The organism is Bacteroides caecigallinarum (genome assembly GCF_021531075.1).
Taxonomy (GTDB): domain Bacteria; phylum Bacteroidota; class Bacteroidia; order Bacteroidales; family Bacteroidaceae; genus Phocaeicola; species Phocaeicola caecigallinarum_B.
In genome coordinates, this window is the sequence record NZ_JADYTJ010000008.1 from 18,870 (window position 1) to 32,877 (window position 14,008).

At 40.3% G+C, this 14,008-nt stretch carries 13 protein-coding genes; 3 read left to right on the top strand and 10 right to left on the bottom strand.

All coding sequences use genetic code 11. The features are described 5' to 3' along the window. Positions 1-11: 11 nt before the first annotated feature. Entirely contained in the window at positions 12-491 is a 480-nt protein-coding gene (locus I6E11_RS03750; protein ID WP_235336485.1) for a DUF4494 domain-containing protein, read from the bottom strand. Positions 492-659: 168 nt separating this feature from the next. Between I6E11_RS03750 and I6E11_RS03755 the strand changes: the two genes are divergently transcribed. Then, a complete protein-coding gene (locus I6E11_RS03755) occupies positions 660-1,862 on the top strand; it encodes a pyridoxal phosphate-dependent aminotransferase (protein ID WP_235336486.1) in 1,203 nt (400 codons plus the stop codon). Positions 1,863-1,868: 6 nt separating this feature from the next. Further along, positions 1,869-3,113, top strand: coding sequence for an ABC transporter permease (locus I6E11_RS03760; protein WP_235336487.1), 1,245 nt, complete (start codon positions 1,869-1,871; stop codon positions 3,111-3,113). A 200-nt stretch (positions 3,114-3,313) separates the two neighbouring features. Here the strand turns inward: I6E11_RS03760 and I6E11_RS03765 are convergent, their stop codons facing one another. After that, positions 3,314-4,015 carry a Crp/Fnr family transcriptional regulator gene (locus tag I6E11_RS03765; RefSeq protein ID WP_235336488.1) on the bottom strand — a complete coding sequence of 234 codons (702 nt, stop codon included), beginning with the start codon at positions 4,013-4,015 and terminating at the stop codon, positions 3,314-3,316. A 178-nt stretch (positions 4,016-4,193) separates the two neighbouring features. Between I6E11_RS03765 and I6E11_RS03770 the strand changes: the two genes are divergently transcribed. Beyond that, positions 4,194-6,329, top strand: a complete 2,136-nt coding sequence (locus tag I6E11_RS03770) for a DUF5686 family protein (protein WP_235336489.1) — start codon at positions 4,194-4,196, stop codon at positions 6,327-6,329. Positions 6,330-6,341: 12 nt separating this feature from the next. Here I6E11_RS03770 and I6E11_RS03775 read toward each other — a convergent pair whose 3' ends face one another. The 8 genes from I6E11_RS03775 to hisH form a co-directional block, all read right to left on the bottom strand. After that, positions 6,342-7,502: a glycosyltransferase gene (locus I6E11_RS03775; RefSeq protein ID WP_235336490.1), complete on the bottom strand. Its 1,161-nt coding sequence runs from the start codon at positions 7,500-7,502 to the stop codon at positions 6,342-6,344. 115 nt (positions 7,503-7,617) lie between these two features. Next, positions 7,618-8,778, bottom strand: a complete 1,161-nt coding sequence (lysA, locus tag I6E11_RS03780; protein ID WP_235336491.1) for a diaminopimelate decarboxylase — start codon at positions 8,776-8,778, stop codon at positions 7,618-7,620. Positions 8,779-8,884: 106 nt separating this feature from the next. Continuing rightward, entirely contained in the window at positions 8,885-10,204 is a 1,320-nt protein-coding gene (locus I6E11_RS03785; protein ID WP_235336492.1) for an aspartate kinase, read from the bottom strand. A 115-nt stretch (positions 10,205-10,319) separates the two neighbouring features. Then, a complete protein-coding gene (locus I6E11_RS03790) occupies positions 10,320-11,000 on the bottom strand; it encodes a cell division ATP-binding protein FtsE (protein ID WP_235336493.1) in 681 nt (226 codons plus the stop codon). Between the two features lie 3 nt (positions 11,001-11,003). Further along, a complete protein-coding gene (gene hisIE / locus I6E11_RS03795; protein WP_235336494.1) occupies positions 11,004-11,615 on the bottom strand; it encodes a bifunctional phosphoribosyl-AMP cyclohydrolase/phosphoribosyl-ATP diphosphatase HisIE in 612 nt (203 codons plus the stop codon). Positions 11,616-11,654: 39 nt separating this feature from the next. Then, positions 11,655-12,410 (bottom strand): imidazole glycerol phosphate synthase subunit HisF, encoded by a 756-nt coding sequence (gene hisF / locus I6E11_RS03800; protein WP_235336495.1) that lies wholly within the window; start codon positions 12,408-12,410, stop codon positions 11,655-11,657. 2 nt (positions 12,411-12,412) lie between these two features. Further along, complete coding sequence (hisA, locus tag I6E11_RS03805; protein WP_235336496.1) at positions 12,413-13,150, bottom strand: 1-(5-phosphoribosyl)-5-[(5-phosphoribosylamino)methylideneamino]imidazole-4-carboxamide isomerase; 738 nt, start codon at positions 13,148-13,150, stop codon at positions 12,413-12,415. A gap of 20 nt (positions 13,151-13,170) precedes the next feature. Next, a complete protein-coding gene (gene hisH / locus I6E11_RS03810; protein WP_235336497.1) occupies positions 13,171-13,761 on the bottom strand; it encodes an imidazole glycerol phosphate synthase subunit HisH in 591 nt (196 codons plus the stop codon). Positions 13,762-14,008: the final 247 nt, after the last annotated feature.

Consider the following 14,008-nt stretch of genomic DNA (forward strand, 5'->3'; position numbering starts at 1 on the left):
ATTGATTTTCCTTATCTGTTTGCTGCATCTGCAAATTCCGGTTTCACATCCGGTTCTGCTGAGTATGGATAAACATCCATTATGGCAGTTTCGGCTACAGAGGCTATCACGTAGTCGGCCATTGTACCCTTCATGCCTTCGTCCAACTTTTTGATGGAATCTTTCAGGTCGGCAGCCTGAACCAGTACATTTGTGGCTGTTTTCTTTTCTGCACCGCTCTTTTCGTCAAGAGTTATGAAATAAAGCTTGCATTTAAACCATTTGTCGGCTTCGTCGTCTTCGCAGAAGAAGAGTTCGCTGTAGTTTGCCCTCTTTATGTCCGATACTGTGAATTCACCGCTTATGAATGGTGTTATTTCTTCTATTATTCTTGATTCGGCTTCAGTAAAGCTCAGAGCATCTACCAGGTATGGTTCTGTAACCTTTTTGTTCATGCCGTTTTCAGCGACTTTTTCGTATCTGATTTTGCATTCAAACCAATTATGCATCATGTTATTTCTCTTTTTTATATTAAATACTATATGTAATTTATTTCGACAAAGATAGTATTTATTTGTAAACAGTGTACGAAAACGGACAAAACTTTCTAAGCGGTTAGTTGTTTTATTTGGCTAATCAGTTTATATTTGCAGTCAAAATTTTATATAACATAATAAATTATGCCACAAATATCCATAAGAGGAAACGAAATGCCGGAATCGCCAATCAGAAAATTGGCTCCATTGGCCGAAGCTGCGAAAGAAAGAGGTATTCATGTGTATCACCTGAATATAGGTCAGCCTGACCTGCCAACTCCACGAGCGGCATTGGACGCAATTCGTAATATAGACCGTACTGTGTTGGAGTACAGTCCTAGCCAGGGATATAGAAGCTATCGTGAGAAGCTGGTTGGTTATTACAAGAAATATGATATTAATCTTACTGCAGACGATATTATAATCACTACTGGTGGATCAGAGGCAGTGCTGTTCGCTTTCATGAGTTGCCTTAATCCGGGCGACGAAATCATTGTGCCCGAACCGGCATATGCCAACTATATGGCTTTTGCCATTTCTGCCGGTGCTGTAATCAGAACAGTTACTACTACCATCGAAGAAGGATTCTCATTGCCTAAGGTAGAGAAGTTCGAGGAGCTTATCAACGAACGTACCAAGGGTATCCTTATTTGTAATCCTAATAATCCTACAGGCTATCTTTATACTCGCAGAGAGATGAACCAGATACGCGACCTGGTAAAGAAGTATGACCTTTTCCTTTTCTCGGACGAGGTGTACAGGGAGTTTATATATACTGGTTCACCTTATATTTCTGCATGTCATCTTGAGGGTATAGAGCAGAATGTAGTTCTTATAGACTCTGTATCGAAGAGATATTCAGAGTGCGGAATCCGTATAGGTGCGCTTATCACCAAGAATCCGGAAGTACGTAAAGCCGTGATGAAGTTCTGTCAGGCAAGACTAAGTCCTCCACTGATAGGACAGATAGCTGCCGAGGCATCGCTTGACGAACCGGATGAATATTCACGCGAGACTTACGACGAGTATGTGGAACGCAGAAAATGTCTGATTGACGGACTGAACAGAATTCCCGGAGTGTATTCGCCTATTCCTATGGGAGCTTTCTATACCGTGGCAAAACTGCCTGTTGATGACAGCGAGAAGTTCTGTGCATGGTGCTTGTCTGAGTTCGAGTACGAAGGTGAGACTGTGATGCTTGCTCCTGCCAGTGGTTTCTACACCACACCGGGTGCCGGAAAGAATGAGGTCCGACTGGCATACGTATTGAAGAAAGAAGATTTGGTTCGTTCGCTTTTCGTTCTGAGAAAGGCGCTTGAAGCATATCCTGGAAGAGTTGACGAATAATAATGTATGAACTGGAAACTGTTTATCGCCCGTCGTATCTACAGGAATAATGACGGAAACAAGGAAGTATCGAAGCCGGCTGTGCGCATTGCTATGGCCGGCATTTCTATTGGCCTGGCAGTGATGATAGTGTCGGTGGCAGTGGTTATAGGTTTCAAGAACCAGGTGCGCGATAAAGTTGTGGGTCTCGCATCCGAAGTTATAGTGACCAGTCTGGACGATGCACAGCTGTATATGACAGCTCCGATAGCAGCCGATGACAGTCTGATGGAGGTTCTTTCGAAGAAACCGGACATTAGTCATGTGCAGCGATATTCCGTCAAGCCTGGGATGATTATGACGGATGATAGTTTTCAGGGAATGGTAGTGAAAGGAGTGGGGCAGGAGTATGACCTGAGCTATATCCGTGAGCACATTGTGGAAGGCGAGATACCGGAGTTTACCGATACAGCAGCTACCAACAGTGTACTCGTATCAAAGAATATGGCCGACAAACTGAAACTTAAAACCGGCGACAAAATCTATACCTACTATGTGGATGATAATGTGCGTGCCCGAAGACTGACTGTGGCTGCCATATACCAGACAAATTTCTCGGCTTTCGATGATTATTTTCTTCTGACAGACATTTATACTGTAAACCGACTCAATAAATGGGAGTCCGATCAGGTGAGCGGAATAGAGATAGACGTGGACGATTACTCGCGCATTGATGCCGTGAACGATGATATCCGTACAAGTCTGTTCGATGCGTCCGACAGATACGGGCAGAGCTATTTCTCGCGTACCATAGTAGAGGCTAATCCTCAGATTTTTGCGTGGCTGGATTTGCTTGATCTGAACGTTTGGGTAATACTGATACTTATGACAGGTGTGGCCGGATTTACCATGATTTCCGGTCTGTTGATAATAATACTGGAACGCACTAATATGATTGGTGTACTGAAAGCTATGGGTGCGGACAATAATTCGATAAGGAAAATCTTCCTTTCGTTTTCGGTATTCCTTATAGGGCGTGGCATGCTGTGGGGTAATGTGATAGGACTTTCGCTCTGCATGATACAGTATTTCTTCGAACCGGTAAAACTTGATCCTTCAGTTTATTACGTAAGTTCTGTTCCTATAGAACTGAATTTCCTTATATATATCCTGCTCAATATATTTACATTGGTTGTTTCTGTATTGATGCTTGTGGGACCGTCTTATCTCATAAGCCGTATTCATCCGGCACGTTCCATCAGATATGAATAAATCTAAACATAATTAGAGTCACACGTTCGTGTCACTATCGTTACACCCGGGTGTCACTATAGTTACACGTTCGTGTTACTGTCGTCACACGAACGTGTAACGCTAATTTATTCAGTCAATTTCATATAAAACGAAATGTCCGATACTGGAATAAAACCCGATATCGGACATTTCGTATTTATACATCATCTTTGGCTGTGTCAACCTATCTTGCTTATTTTCTTAAGTTTCTCCTCGTCTATAAGTTTTATCTTTCTTCCGTCTATTATTATCAGTTTTTCAGCTGCAAAGTTCGAAAGTGTACGTATGGCATTCGATGTTGTCATGTTCGAAAGGTTTGCCAGGTCTTCGCGCGATAGATATATGCTAAGCGTGCACTGGTCTTCTTCCACTCCGTATGTATCTTTCAGGAACAGAAGCGATTCAGCCAATCGTCCGCGGATATGTTTCTGTGTAAGGCTTACAGTCCTTTCGTCGGATATACCCAAGTCGATGGAAAGCTGTCTGATGAAGAAAAGTCCCAATTGGGCATTTTCCTCCAAAAGTTTAACTATACATGTCATAGGGATAAGGCATATTGTGCATGGCTCGAATGCCGCAGCTGCTGTAACGAAGTTTTCGTTTGCAAAATATGCTCTGTAGGCGAAGTACTCTTTGTCTTTTATCACTCTTATTATCTGGCTTCTTCCGCCGACCCCGTCTTTATAGATTTTCACCTTTCCTTTCAGCAGGCACATCAGGTGCTTAGGTGTTTCTCCTTCGCAATAGATGGTTTCGTTTTTCTTATACTTCTGAATCGTAAAATTCTGCGCTAGATAATCTTTTTGGGCGTCGGTTAATGGTTGCCACAAATCGGGAATGCTTTCGGCAATCTCAGTCTCAGATAATTCTTTTTTTACCATAGATGTTATAAAAACGTGTTATATAGCACAAAGATACTAATAAAAAATTAATAATATGTTTTTTTACCATTAAAAATATACGTTTCGACGGGTTTTGTGTATTTTTGCTATTGATATGTCGTATACGCTCAAAAATGGGAAATTGAGATTGGTGCATCTTTTCTTGATGTTTTTGGGAATGATGTCATTGATAGGGAAGGCAGAGAACATTATTTCACTGTTTCCCAAGAACCGTTTTGTTCCGGACTCCATAATGGACAAGGTGTATTCTTCTGCTTCTATCTATTCAAATGAAGTAAAGAGCTATAAGGCAAATATGTATCTGAAGGGGATGGTAACTGTGCATAAAAAAAACAGGATAATAAAGTACATCCCTTCTATGTTCAAGTTGGAGGACAGTATAAGCAATTATATGCATGAATCAATAAGCGAACTCCAATATACAGCTCCTTCCATTTACGACAGGAAGATCAAGGCAATGGTATCTACTTTCAAAAACCAGAGGAGCGAGGTGTTTGATATCATGGACTATATGAAGTTTAATGTATATTCCAGTTCGTTGATGGGAGATAAAGTCTTGTCTCCATTGAACAGGCAGTCTAGGGTTCATTATAGATATGTGCTTGATAGCTTGTCCGTTATCAATAATAAGGTTTGTTATAAAATACTTGTCCATCCACGATACAAGAGTACAAAACTGGTAGACGGGTATATGTGGATATATGTCGACGACTGGTCGGTACATAGTTTTGATTTTGAGGGGGCTTATGGCTTGATAGATTTCAGAATCAAAGCTTATATGGGTAATACTCCGCAGACTAAGTACCTTCCGTGCTATATGGATATTGATATGCATTTCAGGTTCCTGAAAAATCATCTGCAGATGCGGTATTCCGGGTGGCTGGACTATTCAGAGGTCAAGTTTAAGGAATTGGGAGAGATTATCTATATAAAAAAGGATAAAAGCAAGTATAATCTGTCGAATTCGTATACATTGACATGCGATACCAGCAGGCTTATTACCGATTATAAGGCTTTTTCAAGGATAAGACCTTTCCCTCTTACATACGAGGAGGAGCAGATGTACAAGGATAAAATGGAGCGCAGGATTATGGACCGGAAGAAGCAGGTGAAAGATTCCATAGAAAGTCTGGATATGCCCAAAAGCCAGGTGTTCCTGGGACAGTTGGGAGATGCTCTGATAAATTCGTATGATATAGACTTGCCTAAGGTTGGTAGTATAAACTGTTCGCCGCTCATCAATCCGCTGTTGCTCAGTTACAGTCATCGTAATGGTATTTCGTACAGACAGGTATACAAGTATAACAAACTGTTTTACGATGGGCGCCTTCTCAGAATAGCCCCACAGATAGGTTATAACTTCACTAAAAAGGAATTATATGCCAAGGCAGATGTGGAGTATGTGTATAATCCGCGAAAGCATGGCGCTGTGGAACTTCATGTGGGAAACGGTAACAGAATTTACAGTAGTGTTGTGCTGGACCAGCTTGAGGCAATGCCGGACAGTACGTTCTCTTTCGACGGTTTGGATTTGGATTATTTCAAGGATATTTATGTAAATCTGTCGCATAATATTGAAATAATTAATGGATTGACTCTTTGGACCGGCCTTTCGATGCACTGGCGATATACGAAAAGCACTCCTGAGCTTGACGCACGAGTACGCTCAAGATATAATAGTTTTGCCCCTAGATTAAGAATAGAATGGACCCCCGGGATGTACTATTATATGAATGGCAACCGAAAAATAAATGTCGGTTCGTATTATCCTACTTTTATAGCCGATTACGAACGTGGTATTAAGGTTTTCAAGAGTTCGGGTGAATATGAACGACTGGAGTTGTCGGCAGAGCAGATTATAAAGGTAAGGAATATTCACAATATAGCTTATCACGTGGGTTGTGGCTTCTTTCTTAATCAGGAGGATATGTATTTTGTGGACTACGTGAATTTTGCCAATAGAAATCTGCCGCAGGGATGGAATGACGACATTGGTGGAACATTCCAGATGCTGGATGGAAGATGGTATAATGCGTCAAGCCATTATGTCCGTGGAAATATGACATATGAATCGCCTTTCATATTGCTTTATCCAGTGAGCAAACTTCTTTCCTTCATCCAGAAGGAAAGAATATATGCAGGTATATTGTTTATGCCACATTTAAACCCTTATATAGAAATTGGATATGGGATAGGAACACATATTTTTGATGCAGGCGTGTTCGTGGGAAACGAGCGTGGCAAGTTTACATCCATAGGATGTAAGTTTACGTTCGAATTGTTCAACAAATAGGGTAGTGTGTTACTATTTTCTCATGTAGTCACTCTTGTGGCGTGTTATGTAGCCAATTTTCAGACTAAGGCTATACAGAGGACGCATTATATCGTATATGAACAGATAGCCGGAAACATTTTCTCCCATAGCTTTTGCAGTTTTGCAGAACACGGTCATTACGATTATTGTTCTTATAGTCCATGCTGCAAGTGTACATGCAGTGAAAATCCATTCATTGTTCAATATAGCCATACACAAAACGGCTATTGCTGAAAGATTGAACAATAGTGCCGACCAGGTTTCAATACTGTTTGAAATTCTGGCTTTTCCTCTGTAATGATTTCCTGTCACTTCATAGCCTATTTTGTCGTCTTTCCATATCTTTTTGTACTCCGGTAATGGCATACGCATTATGCTGTTTGAATCGACGCAAACTTTTGTGTTATTCTTGTTTGCTATTTCATTGATAAACAAGTCGTCGTCACCTCTGGAGAGTGTAAGTTGATTATAGAAACCTTTGTGTTGTTGGTATATCTCCTTGCGATATGCCATGTTTCTTCCTATACCCATATAAGGCTTTCTGCCGATAGCCTTTCCCAGATACCGCATGGAAAGCATCAGCATATCCGATATTATTCTTTTTGTGAATATGCCATTTCCATTGTCGTAATTGCAATAACCTAAAACTATATCTATTCCTGGAACAAAGTTTCTTGACATGCTTTTTAGCCAGTTTTTACTTTCAGGTTTGCAATATGGCTCCGTCACTACAATCCAGTCGTACTTGCTGGCCTTTATACCCATTGCCACACCTAATTTCTTCCTGCTGACGTATCTGGCAGATTTTGGAATGAATGTGCGATATAGATGGTGGTAGCGGTTTCCCAGTATTTTCAGAATATCTTCATCTTCACCAGCCGATTCGTCGTTTACCACTATAACTTCGAACTCCGGATAGTCCTGTTCAAGTATTGATGGCAGATTTTCCTTAAGCATGCTTGCCGAGTCCTTAGTTACCAAAATTACGGATAGAGGAGGACAGTTTGTGTTTTCCGGAAGCTTGTTCTGCTGTTTGTTGCTTTTGAATAATCTGCTGTACGGAAACAGAAAGTAATATATCTGAATTAAAAACATCAGTCCGCAGAATATCTGCAAGAATAGAATAGCCGAATTGTAGTCTATGTTTATCATATCTTGTTTGTTTTCTGAAAAGTCATGCAAAAGTAGTTCAAATTTTCAGAAAAAAGGCTCCTTCGATGGTTTTATTTAGCCATGAAAGAGCCTTTGGATGTGTGTTTTTGTTTCGTTAAATAAGTTCGTCGGATGTATATCCTTGTGGGAGAGTTCTGCAGTTGTAACCTGAAGCCATAATCTCTCCGTAAGCACCTGCCGAGCGGAGTGCTATCAAATCACCTCTTTTAGTTTTGTTCAAGTCGATAGCTTTTCCGAAAACATCGGATGATTCGCATATAGGACCTACTACATCGTATGTTTCTACGGCTTCGTCAGAAGTGATATTTTCTATCTTGTGATAAGCCTGATACAAAGCCGGGCGGATAAGGTCTGTCATACCTGCGTCAACTATTGCAAACTGTTTGTTTGTTCCTTGTTTTACGTAAGTGACCTTTGTAATGAGGCTACCACACTGTCCCACAACTGCGCGTCCCAATTCAAAATGCAGTGTCTGCTGTGGACGCAGGCGCAGGTGTTTGTGGTATGTCTTGAAATATTCAGCGAAATCAGGTATCGGCTGACGGTTAGGGTGGGCATAGTCTATACCGAGTCCGCCACCTACGTTGATATGCTCTACGATAATCTGACGTGCGAACAGTTTTTCCTGAAGCTCGTTCACTCTGTTGCAGAGAGCAACAAAGTCGCCCATGTCAAGAATCTGTGATCCTATGTGGAAATGAAGTCCAACAAACTTTACATTGTTCATCTCCAGTGCACGGTCGATAACATAATCCATATCGTTCATGCTGATGCCGAACTTGTTTTCTGCCAGACCTGTTGTGATATTGGCATGAGTATGTGCTCCAACATCAGGATTGATGCGGAAAGCCACTCTTGCAATTTTCCCTTTTGCTGCGGCCAGTTCGTTTATTACTTCTAGTTCAGGAACTGATTCAACATTGAAGCAAAAAATGTCGTAATCCAGTCCTAAGTTGATTTCCCAGTCTGTTTTACCTACACCTGCATATACTATCTTGCTTGCAGGGAATCCTGCTTTGATGGCGGCTTTTATTTCTCCACCGCTAACGCAATCGGCTCCGAGTCCGCTTTCGCGTATGATACTAAGCACTTTGTGATTAGCATTGGCTTTTACTGCATAGTGTACACAGAATTTATTGTATTTGCCACTTTCATTCTTTATAGTCTGAAGAGTTTCGCGAAGCAGATTTGCATCATAATAGTAGAATGGTGTTTCCATTTCGCGGAATTTTCCTATAGGGAATGTACCTTTCATAAATGTTATGTTTTTGGGTTTTCGTTTGTAGCTATTATTATTTATGAAAAAAGCGAATGGTTAGGATGTTTTAATCCACAGCCATTCGCCTTTATATTAAAGATGTTTATTTATTGTTGAATAAAACATCGCTCAGAGACTGCAGTGCACGTTTCTTGTCTTCTTCACGGATAAGGAAAGAAATGTTGTAGTTACTTCCTCCATATGAAATCATACGTACAGGAACTTCTTTCATAGCCTGAAGTGCTTTAGATTCGAAACCTACGTTTTCCCATTCTAAATCACCAACGACACATACAATACACATATTCTGGTCTACAGTTACGGTACCGTATTTTTTCAAATCGTCTACTATCTCGTTGAGGTGCTTAGTATTGTCGATAGACATCGATACACCAACCTCAGAAGTACAAACCATGTCGATGGCTGTCTGATAGCTTTCGAAGATTTCGAATACCTTGCGAAGGAATCCGTGAGTAAGCAGCATACGGCTTGATTTGATTTTGATAGCTGTGATATTGTCTTTTGCTGCTACTGCTTTAATCTTACCTTTTTCAGTTTCGTTAGAGATCAGAGTACCTGGCGCACTTGGCTCCATTGTGTTAAGCAGTCTTACCGGGATATTTGCATATTTGGCAGGCTGTACGCATGTTGGGTGAAGAATTTTTGCACCAAAATATGCCAGTTCGGCAGCTTCTTCGAAGTGTAACTGACGTACAGGAGAAGTCTTTTCTACGATACGAGGGTCATTGTCGTGCATACCGTCGATATCAGTCCATATCTGGATTTCAGAAGCATTTACGGCAGCACCAATAAGAGATGCTGTGTAGTCGCTACCACCTCTTTGCAGATTGTCTATCTCTCCGTAAGCATTGCGGCAGATATATCCCTGAGTGATATAGATTTCATATCCAGGATTAGCTTCAAGCTGAAGGGCCAATTTCTCACGGATATAAGTCAGGTCTGGTTCACTGTTCTTGTCTGTACGCATATATTCTAATGCTGGAAGAAGAACAGCTTTGATACCCTGTTCACAAAGGTAGTTTGTCACCATGTTTGTAGAAATGATTTCTCCCTGTGCAAGGATAACCTTTTCTTCGAATAAAGTGAAAATGTCTTTTGTATATGAACGGATATAGTCAAATACTGACTTTACGAATTCCAATGTCTTCTGTTTATATTCTTCGGTAGAATAAAGTTCATCTATATGCTGTTTATACTTTGCTTCCAGCTTATTGATGATTTCATTCGCACCTTCAGGATTTTTCTTGTACAGATAATCCGAAATTTCAACTAATGTGTTAGTTGTACCCGACATTGCGGAGAGTACTACTATTTTCTGCTCGCCGTCAGAAATCAATTTGGCAACATCTTTCATTCTCTGTGCAGAGCCTACCGATGTTCCTCCAAACTTTAAAACCTTCATTTTACGTTTCGAATTTTAATGGATTGTTAATAATTAAATATCAGAATGCAAATTTAGCAATAATAATCAATTTCTTTTTGTTTTTATGCCAAATTTACTTCTATGTTTGATTTTTTTATGAATTTTGTTGCTCTTCAAGCTTGTGCGACTCACATTTATATACTTTGCCTGGATATTCGGAAAGTAGGTTTATATTATGAGTTGTCATTATTATGGCCGAGCCTTGCGAACATATTTCTCTGAGGAGCTCAACAATTTTGTGACCTGTTTCTACATCAAGATTACCTGTTGGCTCATCAGCAAGAATGAGCTCCGGCTTGTTTAGTATAGCCCTTGCTATTACAATTCGCTGTTGTTCGCCTCCTGACAACTCGTTTGGCATTTTATATCCTTTTGTTTCCATGCCAACTTGTGTGAGTACTTCGGCTATTCTGTTCTGGATGTCGTTATTGTTTTTCCACCCTGTAGCTTTCAATACAAATTCCAGATTTTCTTTTACAGTACGGTCTGTAAGCAACTGGAAGTCTTGAAAAACAATGCCTATTCTTCTTCTTAATGCAGGTATATGCTTTCTTTTTATGGTTTTCATGTCATATCCCAGCACAGTTGCATTGCCGTCTTTTATGTCGAGCTCTCCGTAAATGGATTTCAGGAAAGTGGATTTTCCACTTCCAACTTTACCTATAAGATATACAAATTCTCCAGGACAGATGCTGAAACTGATATTTTCAAGAATCTCCTGTTCCTGTTGCCAGATGCTTACATTACTATATGATATAAGTGCTCCTTCGCTCATTGATTAATGTTTTTTCCAGGTTTCACTGTGGCGTTCCTTAAGTTCTCTGGCCAAGTCTTCTATACGGTAGCCTTTCGATGTCAGTAATACTATAAGGTGATAGATGAGGTCGGCTCCTTCGTAAATCAGTCTTTCGTCAGTACCGTTGCATGCTTCGATTATGGTTTCAACAGCTTCTTCGCCCACTTTCTGTGCCATTTTGTTCACTCCCGATTGGAAGAGGCTTGTTGTGTAAGATTTTTCCGGCATTTCTTCGTGGCGTTTGCAGATGAAGTCCTGAAGCTCTTTAAGGAACATGATATCCTGTTCGTTCTTATCGCCCCAGCAAGTGTCAGTACCTAGGTGGCAGACAGGTCCTACAGGATTAACCATTATAAGAAGTGTGTCGTTATCACAGTCGGCCTTTATTGATACTACATTCAGGAAGTTACCACTTTCTTCACCCTTAGTCCAAAGTCTGTTTTTTGTGCGGCTGAAGAATGTAACCTTGCCTGTTTCTACTGTTTTCTGATATGCTTCTTCGTTCATGAACCCCAGCATAAGTACTTTCTGAGTGTAATTATCTTGTATGATGGCTGGAATAAGTCCATTCATTTTGTCAAAATTCAATTCCATAATGTCGTAATCAATTTTGGGTTAATATGTATGTGTATTTTAAAATCTTACGGAAATACCTTCATTCTGAAGATACTCTTTAAGTTTCATAATAGGTATCTCTCCAAAGTGGAATACACTTGCAGCGAGTGCGGCATCTGCCTTACCAAGTGTGAATGCATCTCTGAAATGTTCCATCTTTCCTGCACCTCCTGAAGCTATTACAGGTATGTCAAGCGTTTCACTCAAATACGCCAAAGCTTCGTTTGCATATCCGGTTTTTACGCCGTCGTGGTCCATACTTGTGAAGAGGATTTCGCCTGCTCCGCGGTCGTTTACCTCTTTTGCCCATTCGTACAGATATCTTTCTGTTTCCACTCTTCCACCGTTAAGATAGCATTTCCATCCACAGGCTGTCTGTCTGGCGTCAATAGCAACCACACATACTTGTGAACCGAAATGTTTTGCTATTTCATCCACAAGCATCGGATTTCTTATTGCAGCCGAGTTTACAGACACTTTGTCAGCACCGGCATTAAGCAGTCTGTCGACATCTTTAAGTTCGTTTATCCCACCACCAACAGTGAAAGGAATATTGATTTGTGCAGCTATTCTCTTTACGAGATCTGTAAATGTTTTTCTTCCTTCGTGGCTTGCTGTGATGTCGAGGTAAACAAGTTCGTCTGCTCCTTGTTCGCTATAAGCTTTTCCCAGTTCCACTGGGTCGCCCGCCTGACGCAGATTTACGAAGTTTGTACCTTTGACAGTCTGTCCGTCTTTTATGTCAAGGCATGGTATAATTCTTTTTGCAAGCATAATCAGTCTTGTTTGTCAGAGTTTGATAAATCGGACAAGTCCTTTAGTTTAATTTTACCTTCATATATTGCTTTCCCGAAAACTACGGCAGGAATACCGGCTTCGTCCAGTCTGTATATATCATCCAGGCAGCTTACTCCACCACTGGCTATCAGATGCATATCCGGATGGTTTGCCATTATGCTTTTATAAAGTTCTATTGACGGTCCTTCCAGCATTCCATCCTTACTGATATCGGTACAAAGAACTTTTGATACTCCTTTTGAAGTATATTCTTTCAGGAAATCTTCAAGCATTATGTCGCTTTCCTCTTTCCATCCGTTGATAGCTATTTTATTGTCTTTTACGTCGGCTCCCAGAATTATCTGTTCGTGACCGTATTTGTTCAGCCATTTTTCGAACAGTTGTGGATTCTGGACCGCTATGCTTCCCACGGTGACCATCTGTGCCCCGTTATCGAAAGCTATAATAAGATCCTCATCCGATTTTATTCCTCCTCCGAAGTCGATAATAAGAGAGGTTCTTCCGGCCAGTTGTTCCAAGATCCTGTAGTTGACAATATGTTTTGATTTGGCTCCGTCCAGGTCAACTACATGCAGTCGCCTGATTCCGTATGCCTCAAATTCTTTTGCTACTTCAACAGGATTTTCATTGTATATCTTTTTAGAGTCATAGTCTCCTTTTGAGAGACGGACGCATTTTCCGTCTATTATATCTATGGCGGGAATTATTTCTATCATAACAAGATATAATTATGTGTTTATAGTTCTAAGAAATTTCTCAAGATTCTTTCTCCCGTCTTTCCGCTCTTTTCAGGGTGGAACTGTGTAGCATAAAAATTGTCTTTATGCAGTGCCGAACTGTAAGGCAGAATGTAGTTGGTACGTGCGGCAGTGAAATCATTCAGCGGAACATAATAGCTGTGGACGAAATAAACATACTCATCCTTCTCGAATCCTTTAAACAGAGGACTTACGGCATTCTCGATAGTATTCCATCCCATGTGTGGCACTTTGTCAATGTGTCTTTGCGGACAGAACCTCTTTACATCTGTATCGAAAATCCCGAGGCATTCAGTATTTCCTTCTTCCGAATATCTGCACATAAGCTGCATCCCAAGGCATATTCCCAGAACCGGCTGCCTTAAATCCTTTATTAATATATCCAGATTCTGCTCCTTCAGGTATTTCATTGTGGTTTCCGCTTCGCCTACACCTGGAAATATCACTTTGTCTGCTTTAAGAAGTATCTCCTTGTCGGATGTTATGACAGGTGTCACTCCGATACGCTTTAAAGCATAATCCACTGAGAAAATGTTGCCTGCATTGTATTTTATGATTGCTACATTCATTGTTTTTCTTTATTTACTGTTTGTTCAGTCGTTTTTGCAAAAGTAACTAAATAATATTTAATTCCTAGCTTTTATGTCAAAAAGTTTGCTTTATAGCATATTTTATTACATGATATGATCTTATTATAATATATTTCTGAATAAAGTTTTTTATGATTATATGTTGTGATAAATAAATGAATTTTCTGTAATTTAATTGGGGGAATTAATACAATTACAAAAATTATATATACCTTTACAATGTTGA

Coding starts and splice junctions, on each gene's coding strand:
- hisIE (WP_235336494.1), bottom strand. CDS start 11,615: ATGGAATTGAATTTTGACAAAATGAATGGACTTATTCCAGCCATCATA.
- I6E11_RS03760 (WP_235336487.1), top strand. CDS start 1,869: ATGAACTGGAAACTGTTTATCGCCCGTCGTATCTACAGGAATAATGAC.
- I6E11_RS03790 (WP_235336493.1), bottom strand. CDS start 11,000: ATGAGCGAAGGAGCACTTATATCATATAGTAATGTAAGCATCTGGCAA.
- I6E11_RS03755 (WP_235336486.1), top strand. CDS start 660: ATGCCACAAATATCCATAAGAGGAAACGAAATGCCGGAATCGCCAATC.
- I6E11_RS03785 (WP_235336492.1), bottom strand. CDS start 10,204: ATGAAGGTTTTAAAGTTTGGAGGAACATCGGTAGGCTCTGCACAGAGA.
- I6E11_RS03750 (WP_235336485.1), bottom strand. CDS start 491: ATGATGCATAATTGGTTTGAATGCAAAATCAGATACGAAAAAGTCGCT.
- I6E11_RS03770 (WP_235336489.1), top strand. CDS start 4,194: ATGATGTCATTGATAGGGAAGGCAGAGAACATTATTTCACTGTTTCCC.
- lysA (WP_235336491.1), bottom strand. CDS start 8,778: ATGAAAGGTACATTCCCTATAGGAAAATTCCGCGAAATGGAAACACCA.
- hisA (WP_235336496.1), bottom strand. CDS start 13,150: ATGATAGAAATAATTCCCGCCATAGATATAATAGACGGAAAATGCGTC.
- hisF (WP_235336495.1), bottom strand. CDS start 12,410: ATGCTTGCAAAAAGAATTATACCATGCCTTGACATAAAAGACGGACAG.
- I6E11_RS03775 (WP_235336490.1), bottom strand. CDS start 7,502: ATGATAAACATAGACTACAATTCGGCTATTCTATTCTTGCAGATATTC.
- hisH (WP_235336497.1), bottom strand. CDS start 13,761: ATGAATGTAGCAATCATAAAATACAATGCAGGCAACATTTTCTCAGTG.
- I6E11_RS03765 (WP_235336488.1), bottom strand. CDS start 4,015: ATGGTAAAAAAAGAATTATCTGAGACTGAGATTGCCGAAAGCATTCCC.